Source organism: Sphingomonas sp. PAMC 26617 (assembly GCF_000242835.1).
Classification (GTDB): Bacteria; Pseudomonadota; Alphaproteobacteria; order Sphingomonadales; family Sphingomonadaceae; genus Sphingomonas.
The window spans coordinates 2,559,308-2,571,842 of sequence record NZ_JH594425.1 but is presented as its reverse complement, the minus strand read 5'-3'; the positions used below and the strand labels follow the sequence as shown (position 1 = coordinate 2,571,842).

At 67.1% G+C, this 12,535-nt stretch carries 11 protein-coding genes; 4 read left to right on the top strand and 7 right to left on the bottom strand.

Annotated features, from left to right (window positions below; translation table 11 throughout):
• Positions 1-47 precede the first annotated feature (47 nt).
• The 7 genes from leuB to RH91_RS11325 form a co-directional block, all read right to left on the bottom strand.
• Complete coding sequence (leuB, locus tag RH91_RS11355; RefSeq protein WP_010162873.1) at positions 48-1,100, bottom strand: 3-isopropylmalate dehydrogenase; 1,053 nt, start codon at positions 1,098-1,100, stop codon at positions 48-50.
• A gap of 52 nt (positions 1,101-1,152) precedes the next feature.
• A complete protein-coding gene (recO, locus tag RH91_RS11350) occupies positions 1,153-1,779 on the bottom strand; it encodes a DNA repair protein RecO (protein WP_010162872.1) in 627 nt (208 codons plus the stop codon).
• A 275-nt stretch (positions 1,780-2,054) separates the two neighbouring features.
• Positions 2,055-2,999, bottom strand: coding sequence for a polysaccharide deacetylase (locus tag RH91_RS11345; RefSeq protein ID WP_010162871.1), 945 nt, complete (start codon positions 2,997-2,999; stop codon positions 2,055-2,057).
• An 82-nt stretch (positions 3,000-3,081) separates the two neighbouring features.
• Positions 3,082-4,485: an NAD(P)H-dependent flavin oxidoreductase gene (locus RH91_RS11340; RefSeq protein ID WP_010162870.1), complete on the bottom strand. Its 1,404-nt coding sequence runs from the start codon at positions 4,483-4,485 to the stop codon at positions 3,082-3,084.
• A gap of 67 nt (positions 4,486-4,552) precedes the next feature.
• A complete protein-coding gene (locus RH91_RS11335) occupies positions 4,553-5,689 on the bottom strand; it encodes a glycosyltransferase family 4 protein (RefSeq protein ID WP_010162869.1) in 1,137 nt (378 codons plus the stop codon).
• 262 nt (positions 5,690-5,951) lie between these two features.
• The gene (locus RH91_RS11330; RefSeq protein WP_010162868.1) at positions 5,952-7,079 is read right to left on the bottom strand and encodes a glycosidase; all 1,128 of its coding nucleotides are present in this window, start codon (positions 7,077-7,079) and stop codon (positions 5,952-5,954) included.
• Positions 7,080-7,203: 124 nt separating this feature from the next.
• Positions 7,204-8,079, bottom strand: coding sequence for an alpha/beta fold hydrolase (locus RH91_RS11325; RefSeq protein ID WP_029623795.1), 876 nt, complete (start codon positions 8,077-8,079; stop codon positions 7,204-7,206).
• 37 nt (positions 8,080-8,116) lie between these two features.
• Here RH91_RS11325 and RH91_RS11320 point away from each other — a divergent pair, with 37 nt between their 5' ends.
• From RH91_RS11320 to RH91_RS11305, 4 genes are all read left to right on the top strand, one after another.
• Complete coding sequence (locus RH91_RS11320; protein WP_010162866.1) at positions 8,117-9,478, top strand: protein adenylyltransferase SelO family protein; 1,362 nt, start codon at positions 8,117-8,119, stop codon at positions 9,476-9,478.
• Between the two features lie 50 nt (positions 9,479-9,528).
• Positions 9,529-10,941 carry a succinylglutamate-semialdehyde dehydrogenase gene (gene astD / locus RH91_RS11315; protein ID WP_029623794.1) on the top strand — a complete coding sequence of 471 codons (1,413 nt, stop codon included), beginning with the start codon at positions 9,529-9,531 and terminating at the stop codon, positions 10,939-10,941.
• Positions 10,942-11,043: 102 nt separating this feature from the next.
• Positions 11,044-11,424 (top strand): hypothetical protein, encoded by a 381-nt coding sequence (locus tag RH91_RS11310; RefSeq protein WP_029623793.1) that lies wholly within the window; start codon positions 11,044-11,046, stop codon positions 11,422-11,424.
• Between the two features lie 158 nt (positions 11,425-11,582).
• Complete coding sequence (locus RH91_RS11305; RefSeq protein ID WP_010162863.1) at positions 11,583-12,533, top strand: prolyl oligopeptidase family serine peptidase; 951 nt, start codon at positions 11,583-11,585, stop codon at positions 12,531-12,533.
• Positions 12,534-12,535: the final 2 nt, after the last annotated feature.

Sequence of the window (12,535 nt, the reverse complement as noted above, 5' to 3'; positions counted from 1 at the left end):
CCCCACCCCCAACCCCTCCCCTGAAGGGGAGGGGCTTTGAGAGTAAACTACGTCAGCGCCGCGAGCACCGCATCGCCCATCTGCGCGGTCGTCAACGCACCGCCCAGATCAACCGTCCGCGCACCACCAGCGATCGCAGCCTTCACCGCATTCTCGATCCGCTCCGCCGAAGCGTCATCCGACAGCGAATGCCGCAACAGCAGCGCCGCCGACAGGATCGCCGCACACGGGTTCGCCTTGCCCTGCCCCGCAATGTCCGGCGCCGATCCGTGGATCGGCTCGTACAGCCCGCACGATCCCTGCCAGTCATTAAGCGACGCCGAGGGCAGCATGCCGATCGACCCGACGCACATGCTCGCCTGATCGGACAGGATGTCGCCGAACAGGTTGCTCGTCACGATCACGTCGAACGCGCCGGGGTTGCGCACCAGCTGCATCGCGGCATTGTCGACATACATGTGTGTCAGCTTGACCTCGGCATAGTCGCGCGCGATCTCGTTGACGATCTCGCGCCAGAGCTGCGACGTCTCGAGGACGTTCGCCTTGTCGACCGACGTCAGCTTCCGGCTGCGCCGCGCCGCCATCTCGAACCCGACGCGGACAATCCGCGCGATCTCGACCTCGTCGTAGCGCATCATGTCATGCGCCTCGCGGAGGCCAGTGTGCGTAAAGCCACGGCTCTTTTCGCCGAAATAGACGTCGCCGGTCAGCTCGCGGACGATCACCATGTCGATCGCGCGGGCGATTTCGGGGCGCAGCGCGGACGAATCCTCGAGCCCTGGCAGCATCGTCGCAGGCCGGATGTTGGCGAACAGGCCGAGTTCCTTGCGCAGGCCAAGGATCGCCTGCTCGGGCCGCACCGACCGTTCCAGCCCATCCATGTCGGGATCGCCGACCGCCCCGAACAGGATCGCGTCGGCACGATGCGCGAGGTCGAGCGTCTCGGGCGGGAGCGGATGGCTGGTCTTGCGATAGGCGGCACCGCCGACCAGGCCGTCCTCGAACGTGAGGTCGAGCCCGAGCGCCTCGAGCACGCGGCGCGCCTCGTGCGTGACTTCTGGGCCGATGCCGTCTCCGGCGAGGATTGCGATCAGTGCCATGGTCCGTCCCGATCCGTGTTTCGAAGGCGCGGCCATGCCGAGCCTTGGCGCATCACGCAACCGCCCTTTTGAGCCGATCGACCAGCCGGGCGCGTGCCTCGAGCGCGACGGCGCGCCGGTCGACCAGGATTTGCGCGCCCAGCGCTTCCCCCAGAATGCGCACCGCGGCGAGGATTTCGTGCCATTCGTTGGCATCGGGATCGGTCAGCGCGGGTGGCAGCGCGTCGTCGTCGAGGCCATAGCCGAGCTCGGCGAGCAGAAGCTGTTCGTAGCGCGCGAGCGTCAGCGCCCAGCCGCGCGCAGCGGGCGCAAGCGCAATCGTTTCGATCACCGCGTCGAGCGCGAGATAGATCCGCGGATAGGGCAAGGCCTCGGGCAATGCCGCCGCCGTCAGCGCGGTGACCCATTCGAGCGCGAGCGCGGGGAGCGGCTCGGCGTAAAGCGGCGCGCGGCTGGTGACGAGTTCGACCGTCAGGCTGGCAAGCTGGTCGTCGGTCCGCGCGCGCCATTCGCCCATGACGCGATTGGCGGGTTGCAGGATCGGCCGGATCCGGCTCGACCGCCCGCCGCGGACATAACCCGCCTGCAGGCCGTCATCCGGGGTGAGCGCACGGACGATCGCGCCATGCTCGCCATGGTGGCGGACGCCGAGGATCAGGGCTTGGGTGCGCAGGTGCATCGCGGGGGTGTAGCGCGTGGTCCGCTTCTAGGGAACGAGGGGGATTGCGTTGGGGCGGGAATGGGCGGGGCGACCATGCGTTGCGCGCCCCGCACCTCTTTGCCGCTTTAGGTTGTGCAGCGCCCACCCCTCTGCCGCTTCCCCGGCGAAGGCCGGGGTCCAGTAACGCAGGTCATGCCAGCCTCGCGCAGCGGTCGCATTCTCAGGTCTCGCTACTGGACCCCGGCCTTCGCCGGGGAAGCGAGATAGGCCTGGAAATAGCTAGGAAGCGCGCCTCACCCCACGCGCTCCGCCACCAGGTTCGACCACAATTGCTCCGCCTGCCGCCACCGCGTGCGCAGCGGATCCGGCGACAGCGGCAGGTCCGAATGCCCCGTGCGCAACACCGGCATGTCCGCGAAATGCTGTGTCGGCATCGAACCGGCCCGCTCGGCCAACTCCGCGCACAGACCGTCGAACCGCCGGACATGCACCGCGTTCGGCGCAATCCCCGATCGGTTGGCAAGCTCGAACCCGTGCGTCACGATCGTCACCGCGGCATGGTCGCGGTCGTGCGCATGGTCGAGCGCGGCGCGCATCTCGCCGAGCGACAGGGCGCAGATCTGGAAATTGCGCAGATGCCCGGGCCGCTCCTCGATCAGCGTCACCGGAACCTCGACCAGCCCGAGCCGCGCGACCGGCGATATCTGGCGGATCGGCAGGTCGATCTGGCTCGGCCACGGATGTTCGCTGCCATTGTGGCTGCTGTCATAGGCGATCCCGTGCCGCACCAGCGCGCGCAGCGTATCGTCGTTCGCCGCATAGGAGCCGGCGCGAAATGCCACCGGCCGCGGTGCCCCCGCCGCCATCAGGAGATCGATCGCGCCCGCGATCAGGTCGGATTGATCCGCCAGCGCATATTCGACCATCTGGAACCGACTGTAGCGCGCACCGCCATCGTCCGCCGCCGCGCCCGACCAATTGGGGTGGAGATGGAGCTGCACCTCCTGCCCCGCCGCGAGGATCGTCTCGACGATCCGGCGGATATGCCCGAGGCCGAACACCAGCGCAGGCATCGGATCGACGAAGAAGCACGCCTTCAACCCGAAGCGCTTCAACACTGCCAGCTTGTACGAGATGCCGACCCCGGCCGGCTCGATCGATCGCGCGAACAGCGCCTCGGCGGGCAGACGCGCGGCATGATGCCGCCACATCAGCTCGGTATCGACGGTCAGGAACACGGGAACGCTCACCCCCTGCGCCTAAGCCGCAGGGGGTGAAGATTTCGCCAATCAAGCTGTGACGAAGTGTTGCCGGGTGCGATCAGTCGCCGGTCAGGATGCGATCGACCAGCTGCTTGACCGTCGGCACGAAGCCGTTGGAATAGAACGGATCGCGCTTGAACTGATACGCGCCGTGCCCGGCGAACATCAAATTCTGCTCGACGTCGCCGCCATGCGCGATGTCCTGCAGCGTCTTCTGGATGCAGAAGCTGCGCGGATCGGCCAGACGCCCGGTAGAGTTGGTCTCGGTATCCGACCAGGACGAGAAGGCGCACTGGCTGAGACAGCCCATGCAATCCGCCTGATCCTTGCGGATTACGCCCTTGTCCTCGGGCGTCACGAAGACGAGCGTGTTGTCCGGCGTCTTGAGCGCATCGGTGAAACCCGCGCCGAACCACTCGCGCGCGCGGAGCAGATCGTTGCGCGTGACCCAGAAGTTCTTGCCCTTGACGCCGACGTCGAGCTGGAACGTGTGATCGCCCGCGCTCTGCGTCGAAAAGGCGATCTGCCGTTCCGAGCGCGCCTGCAGGTGCCGCAGGAACGGGTTGAGCACCGCGCTCGAATAGAACCCCGTCGGCGAGAAGCGATGCAACAGCACCTCGCCTTCCTGGATGTTGGTCAGCCGCGCCTTCCAGTCGTCCGGGATCGGGCTTTCCTGCGTCAGCAGCGGGCGCGTGCCGAACTGGAAGGCGATCGTGCCGAGCTCGGGATTGTCGATCCAGTCGGACCAGTCGCGCAAATACCAGACGCCGCCCGCCATCACGATCGGGACATCATCCGAGATCCCGCCCTCGCGCATCGTGTCGCGCAGCGCTTTCACGCGGGGGTAAGGGTCCTGCGGCTGCAACGGGTCTTCCGCGTTCGACAGGCCGTTATGGCCGCCGGCGAGCCACGGATCCTCATACACCACCGCCGACAGATATTCGGCAGCCTTGGAGTAGGCGCGCTTCCAGAGCGCGCGGAAGGCGCGGCCCGAGCTCACGATCGGGAGATAGCTGACCTCATAGGACGAGGCGATCTCGCTCAATTTGTACGGCATCCCCGCGCCGCAGGTGACGCCCGAGACGAGCCCCCGGGTCCGCTCGAGCACGCCGTGCAGGATCCGCTGCGCGCCGCCCATTTCCCACAAGACGTTGATGTTGATGGCACCCTTGCCGCCAGCGATGTCGAACGCCTTGCGCACCTGCTGGACAGCGCCCTCGATGGCGTAGTCGATCAGTTCCTCGTGCCGCTCGCGCCGGGTCAGCGCCTTGTACAGCTGCGGGATGATCTTGCCGTCGGGGTCGTAGCTGTCGGCGTTGACCGCCGAGACGGTCCCGATCCCGCCCGCCGCCGCCCAGGCACCCGCGCTCGCATGATTGGTCGCGGCGACGCCCTTGCCGCCCTCGACGAGCGGCCAGACGTCGCGGCCTCCATAAACGATGGGCTTCAAACCTTTGAACAAGTGAACGGCTCCCGGATTAACATACGTTCGATATACGCGTTGGACGCCCCATGCGGCAAATCGTGAATTATCCTAGTCGGTCTGGCTGCCCCAGCACGCTGGAATAAAGCGCGGCGTAGCGCGCGATCATGGTTGCCTCGTCATAGTCGGCGACGGCCTTCGCGCGGTTCTTCTCCCCCAGCCAGCCACGCTGCTCGGGCGTTGCTTCACATAGGGTCTGCAGCGAATCGCGCAAAGCCACTTCGTGGTCGCGGCGTTCGATAAAGCTGTGATTGTCGATCGTTACCATTTTCAGGATATCGCCGACCGGAGTCGCGACGATCGGCAGCGCCGCCGCCATCGCCTCGATCACCGAGATCGGGAATTGCTCGCTCTTCGACGACAGCGCGAAGATGTCGAACAGCCCGATGTAGCGATGCGGCTCGGGCAGGAAGCCGGGGAGCACCAGCTGGCTCTCCATCCCCATCCGCTCGGCGGTATCGAGGATCGCCTGCTTCTCCGGCCCCTCCCCGACGATCACGAGCCGGACGCGGCCCGACAGACCGCCGACCGCACGGACCAGCATCGGCAGGTCCTTCACCGCGCGCAGGCCCGCGAGCGTGCCGATCACGACTTCGCCGGGCTTGCGCTTGAACCCCGGGATCGCCTTGGGATCGGGCTTCCTCGCATACAGCGCAGTGTCGATCCCGTTGGCGATGCGGTGGACCCGGTCGCGCGGCTGCTTCCACGTCTTGAGCGCGATCTGCTCGAGCGTCTCGGACGGCACCACCAGCGCCTCGGCCTTGGTCAGCGCGAAGCGGCGATACAGGTTGCGCTGCGGTTTCAACCCGTCCGCCTCGTCGGCGTTGAAACCGTCCTCGTGATGGATGACCGGTGGCATTCCCTTGGACGAAACGCGCTTTGCCATCACGCCATCGATCGCGCCCCAGTTATAAGTCAGCACGAGATCGAACCGGCGCATGTACGCGGCGATCGCCTCGTAGCGCTGGACCGAGGGCCCGCCGGTCAGCGGCGGCGGGTTCTGCGCAATCTCGTAATCGATGCCGGGCGCGATCGCGGCCTGCGCGCCATAGTGCCCGTCCATGCTCGACACGATCGTGTGCCGTGCGTTCGCGCCGAACGCGTTCATCAGACGGACCGCGCGCGCCTCTTTCCCGCCGAGCGAGAAGGTCGAATGCAGGTGGAGGATGTTGACGGGGCGCATTTCCCGGAGTGCTTACCGACTCCGTCGCGCAAAACCAGCCCCATCCTCACGCCGCCACGCCACCGTTACCCCGGCGAAGGCTCGGTTGCGGTGATACGCGCCCGCACTTGCCTCAAGCGTCGTCATGCTGAACTCGTTTCAGCATCCACCGTGCAGCCGGCACGGACTGGACTTGGTCCGCGGTGGACCCTGAAACGAGTTCAGGGTGACGCTAAAGAGAGGATTTTCAAATGTCTCGCCCCCGCCGCGTTGACGACGAGGATCAGTCGAACAGCGTCTTGGGCACATGCGAGATCCGGCACGCCAGATCCGCCTCGCCGCTTGCCACCACATAATGGTCGCCTGCGTCCGCGATCCCCGTCGTGAACACGACATTGTCGATGTACATCGACTCGCGCAGCGGATCGGTCAGCGCCGGATTCGCCTCGATCAGCGGATCATGGCTCGTGCGCAGCACGCGGCTCGGATCGTTGCGGTCGAGCAGCGACCAATAGGTGCGATAGATCCCGACCACCCCCATCGGCTCGACCCCGTGCCACAGGCTCAGCCAGCCACCGCCATCCGGCCCGTCGACCAGCATCGGCGGGGTGCCGCCCCCCATCCGCGCGGTCGCCATCGTCGCGGCGTGCGGGCGAATGCCGGGGCGCTCGAACGGTTTCCAGTGCAGCGCATCGGGCGAGGTCGACAGATTGATCGACGGCCCGGCCCGCCATTCGCTCCCCGGCGGGTAGGCGAAATACAGGTCGCCGAGCGGTCGCGTCTGTGCCCAGAACTTGCCGTCGACCAGCCCTTCGAAGATCAGCATGTCCTTGTTCTGGTGATCGAGCACGATCCCCTCGAGCGTCCAGTCGAGCGCATTGTCCGAGCTGTAGAGCGTAGTCGAATGCCGCTCCGGGCTGACCGAACAGGTCGTCATCAAATAGCGCTCGCCGACCTTGCTGATCCGCGCATCCTCGACGCCGTAGCATTGGTAGGACGCACGCGGCGCGATCGCCTTGTCGTAATGCACCGCCACCACCGCAGTCCCGTCGGCGTTGAGCTCGACCGGGAGCAGCCATGACAGCGAGGTGAGCGCCATCACCTTCCACCCGCCGCCGCGCATCATGAACTTGCGCGGGTCGGCGGTGTCGACGAACTCGATCGGCCAGGCGTCGAGGCAGAAGCCGCCGTCGTGCCAGCGGATCGCGTGGATCTGCTGGTCCTTGATCGGCGTCCGCAGCGCCTCGGCGATCCGCACCATCAGCAGCAGATTGCCGTTGGCCAACCGCGTCATCCCAGGGTTGAACGCCCCGAGGACATAGGTTTCGGCATCGATCTGCCCCGCGAGCGGGGACTTGCTCAGGTCGACATCGGCGGGGGTGAAGATCAGCGCATCATGGGGGAAGGTCATTCGGACTCCTGGTTCCGCGGCGTGACGGTCTGCTGCTAAATCACCGTTCGGCGCGGCTGCGACAGGATGTACTGCACCCCGACCGCAATGTCTTCCACGCGGCGGCAGACTTTCCGCATCGATCTCAGCCTGATGCCGGTTCCGCCGGAATCCGCGCGAGCAGCCGCTCGATCGCGGCGGCCACCTCCGGTTCGTCGAGCGTCGGGGCGTGGCCGGTGTCGGCAACCGTCACGAGTTCGCCCGCGTCCAGCACCGACGCCATCCGTTCGGCCACGCTCGCCGCCAACACGTCCGACGTCGCGCCGCGCACGACCAGCGCGGGCACGGTCTTCAACCCGTCGAGCGCGCGCCACATGTCAGGCCCCGCCTCGTTCCCCGGCACGCGGAACGGCTCGGCGATCTTCATGTCGTAATCGAGCACGATCCGCCCCGCGCTGGTCAGCCGGTACAGCCGCTTCGCCATCGCCAGCCAGTCCTCGAGCTGGAAATGCGGATAGACGTCGCCATTCGCCTCCGCCACCGCGCGCGCGGCGTGGAGCCAGGTCGGCCAGCTGTTCGACTTGCCGACATAACTGCGGATCCGCGAAAGCCCCTCGGGCATGATCTCGGGGCCGACGTCGTTGAGCAGCACCCCCATCAGCGTCTCGCGCGCCGTCCCCGCGAGCAGCATCGCGACGATCCCGCCGAGCGACGTCCCGAACGCGATGTAGCGCGACACGCCCAGCTCGCCGAGCAACGCCTCGATGTCCTGCACATACGTGAGCGGGACATAGGTCATCGGGTCCTTCGCGTAACCGCTGTCGCCGCGGCCGCGCAGGTCGACCGTGATCACGCGCCATTCCGGCGACAGCCGCCGCGCGAGATCATCGTAATCGCGCGCATTGCGCGTCAGGCCCGGCAGGCACAGGATCGGGGGGCGCTCGGACGGGCCTGGATAGTCCCGATAATGCAGCCGCAATCCATCGTTGGACCACCAATATCGGTTTTCATAGGGTGGCATGGTTGCGTCCTGCGGTTGGCGCCCTCCATATCCACGCATGGACACGACCCCGCAACCCTATCGCCCCGAAACCGCGATCCTCGATCTCGGCGACGCTTTCTCTGATGCTGTCTCCGCGGCGCATTTCCCCGAAACGCACCTGCGCTTCCGCAACGATCGCGCCGCCGCGGCAGTCGGGCTGGAAACGCTCGGCGGGGCCGAATGGATCGAGCATTTCGGGCGGTTCGTGCCGCTGCCCGGCAGCCTCCCGCACCCCCTCGCGCTGCGTTACCACGGGCACCAGTTCCGCAACTATAATCCCGAAATCGGCGACGGACGCGGCTTCCTGTTCGCGCAGCTCCGCGACGGCGACGATCGGGTGATGGACCTCGCCACCAAGGGTTCTGGAACGACGCCGTGGAGCCGGTTCGGCGACGGACGCCTGACGCTGAAAGGCGGCATGCGCGAAGTGCTCGCCACCGAGATGCTCGAGGCGCTGGGCGTCAAGACCTCGCGCAGTTTCTCGCTGGTCGAGACCGGCGAGCAACTCGAGCGGAACGACGAACCCTCGCCGACCCGCGCGGCGGTTCTGGTCCGGCTGAGCCACAGCCATATCCGCATCGGCACCTTCCAGCGGCTCGCCTACAATCGCGAGGCCGAGAACATGACCAAGCTCGTCGGCTATGTCCTGCGCACGCTCTACGACGAGGAACCCGGCGACGATGCGCCCGCGCGGCTGCTCGATCTTGTCGTCGGCCGCACCGCGACGCTGGCGGCGAGCTACATGGCGGCGGGCTTCGTCCACGGCGTGCTCAACACCGATAACATCAACGTGACGGGCGAGAGCTTCGACTACGGCCCGTGGCGCTGGGCGCCGACGTGGGACCCCACCTTCACCGCCGCCTATTTCGATCACGCCGGTCTCTATGCGTTCGGGCGCCAGCCCGAGGCGATCCACTGGAACGCGATGCAACTTGCGGTCGCGCTCCGCACGATCAGCGAGGCGCAGCCGCTGATCGACATCCTCGAGACCTTCCCCGAGCGCTACCAGCGTGCAGTCTCGGACGCGATCCTGTGGCGGCTCGGCGTCGTCCCGCAGGAGCCTGTGCGCGATCGCGCGCTGGTGCAGGCGATCGAACAGGGGCTGGTGAAAAGCGGGGTCGGGATCGACCGCTTCTACTTCGATGCGTTCGGCGGCACCCTGCCCGAGGACGACGCCTTCGCCGACGCCCGCGCCGCGCTCGTCGGCTACGCGCCGCGCAAGACGCGCGACCATCCCTATTGGTCGGGCGAACCCTGTTCGATGCTGATCGACGAGGTCGAGACGGTCTGGTCCGCGATCGACGAGCGCGACGACTGGCACCCGTTCCACGCCAAGATCGCCGCGATCCGGGAAATGGGCGCGGCGCTCGCGGACTGAGCGCTGTTCGGTGAGTGGATTCCCGCACCAATCTGGGGCAAGACCGCACGATGTCGAGTAACCTGCTTTCCTACGAACCCGCCACCGGCGCCCTCCTCTGGGAGGGTGCGGTCGGCGATGCCGATGCCGAAGTCGCCGCCGCGCGCGCGGGCTGGCCAGCCTGGGCGGCGCAACCGCTAACTAACCGGATCGAGACGCTGCGCCGCGTCGCCAATGTCGTCCGCGCGCGCGCCGACGCCTTTGCCGACCTGATCGCGCGCGAGACCGGCAAGCCTTTGTGGGAAGCGCGCACCGAGGTCGAATCGGTGATCGCCAAGGTCGACATCTCCGTCACGGCCTATGCCGATCGCACCCCGCAGCGCCGGCTCGATACGCAGATGACCGGGCGGATGGCGCTGCGGCACAAGCCGCACGGCGTGCTCGCGGTGCTGGGGCCGTATAATTTCCCCGCGCATCTGCCCAACGGCCACATCGTCCCCGCTTTGCTCGCAGGCAATGCGGTCGTGTTCAAGCCGTCCGAAAAGACCCCCGCGACCGGCGCGTTCCTCGTCGACTGCTTCCGCGCGGGCGGCGTCCCCGAAGGGTGCATCCGCCTGCTGGTCGGCGGCGCGACCGAGGGCAAGGCGCTCGCCGCGCATGACGGGATCGACGGGCTGCTCTTCACCGGCTCCGCGCCGACGGGGATCGCGCTCAACCGCCAGTTCGCGACGCGGCCCGAGAAGATCCTCGCGCTCGAGATGGGTGGCAACAACCCGATCATCGTGTGGGACTCGCCCGATCTGCACGCGGCGGCGGTCATCATCGTCCAGTCCGCCTTTACCAGCGCCGGGCAGCGCTGCACCGCCGCGCGCCGGCTGATCGTCGACGAGAAACTGTACGATCCGCTGATGGACGAGGTGACCAAGCTTGTCAGCCGGATCATCGTCGACGAACCGCATGCCACCCCCGCGCCGTTCATGGGCCCGGTGATCGACAACCAGGCCGCCGATCTGCTCAGCGAAAGCTTTCTCGAACTGATGATGCGCGGCGGACGCGCGATCCGTCATCTCGAACGCCCGGTTCCCGACCGTCCGTTCCTCCGCCCAGCGCTGATCGACACGACCGACCTCAACGACCGCCCCGACATCGAACTGTTCGGCCCGATCCTCCAGGTGATCCGCAAGGCGAGCTTCGAGGATGCGATCGTCGAGGCGAACAACACGCGCTACGGCCTGTCCGCGTCGCTGCTCAGCCAGAACCCCAAGCTCTACGACCAGTTCTGGGCGAACGCGCGCGCCGGGATCGTCAACTGGAACAAGCCGACCAACGGGGCTTCCTCGGGCGCACCGTTCGGCGGGATCGGCTGGTCGGGCAACCACCGCCCGAGCGCCTATTACGCGGCAGATTACTGCGCCTATCCGGTCGTCTCGAACGAGGCCGAACAGGCGCGCGCGAGCATCGGCGTGGGGTTACGCGACGGTTGAGTTGATCCGTATCAGTGCAATAGCCGCAGCCCCAAACGGACATTATTTCGGCAACCCGGCGTTTCACCGATCGACACCACAACGGTACGTCGGAGATGCAACATGGCCCTTAAATTCGCCGGAACGATGAACGCGATCAACCGCGGACTGGATGCGACCAAGCCCACCAAGGGCGCGGATATGGTCGAGGATTGGGAAACCGCCCTGGCGGATAGCGAAGTCTCCGGGTCAAAGGGAATCCTCCGCGATCTCGCCGCGCTGCACAAGCAGCTCGAGCGCGACGAGCCCGACGCGGACCGTGTTCACGCGCTGCTCCACCGCCTCGGTGCCGCGACGACCAAGATCGCCGACAAGGCCGATGGTTCGCAGGAAAAGCTGAAGGCGCTCGGCGAGGCGCTGACCGAAGCTGGCGAGGATTCGCCGGACGAGGAAGAGGACACCGCAGCAGCCGCCGCCCCCAAGCGCGCGCGCAAGAAGGCCTGATCGTAGCCGGACCGGCGCCATCGTCGCGCCGGTCTGCTCAAAAGCCCACCGTCTCCCCCGAGACGGTGGGCTTTTCTTTGAAACCCGCCCCGAAATCGGCATGATGGCCGTTTGGTAGCGAAGGACCTGACATGCCGATTTCCGATCCTACGCGACGCATGCTGCTGGCCGGCGGTGCGGCGCTGTCGCTCCTCCCGCCCGCCCGCGCGCTGGCGCAGTCCGGCAAGGCCGACGAGGTTGTTCCGCTGTGGCCCGGCGCAATCCCCGGTGATCGCCACACCGTGATCAAGCCGAGCATCGAGGAACGCAGCCGTGACCCGCAGCATCCCGACCGCTGGGTACGAGGGGTTGCCCGCCCCACCCTCACCGTAAAGCGTGCCGCCAAGCCGAACGGCGCGGCGGTCCTGCTGATGCCCGGCGGCGGCTATGGCTTCCTGTCGTATGACAATGAAGGGCTCGAACAGGCGGCGTGGCTCAACGCGCGCGGCGTGACCGCGTTCATCCTGCAATATCGTCTTCCCGGCGAGGGATGGGACCAGCGCGCGCTGGTCCCGTTGCAGGATGCGCAACGGGCGATGCGGCTGATCCGCGCGGGCGCGGCGCGCTACGGGATCGATCGCACGCGGATCGCGGTGCTCGGCTTCTCGGCGGGCGGACATCTCGCGGGATCGCTCGCGACGCGTCATGCCGAGGCGACCTACGCCCCGGTCGATTCCGCCGACACGCAATCGGCGCGGCCCGATTATGCCGGGCTGATCTACCCGGTGGTCAGCCTGGAAGCCCCCTTCACCCACGGCGGCTCGCGCGATGCCCTGCTCGGCCCGGACGCCGCACCCGCGCTGCGCCACGCCGCCTCGGTCGAAACGCGCGTGACCGCCGACACCCCGCTGATCTTCCTCGCGCACGCAGCGGACGACGATCTGGTCCCTGTCGCCAACAGCATCGCGATGTTCTCGGCGTTGAAGGCGCAGGCGCGGCCCGCCGAACTCCATGTGTTCGAGGCGGGCGGGCATGGCTTTGGCGTGCGGCTTCCCAAGACACGCCCCGCCGCCGAATGGCCCGCGCTGTTCATGGCGTTCGGCGCGAGCAAGGGCATCTTCCCCGCCTAGGG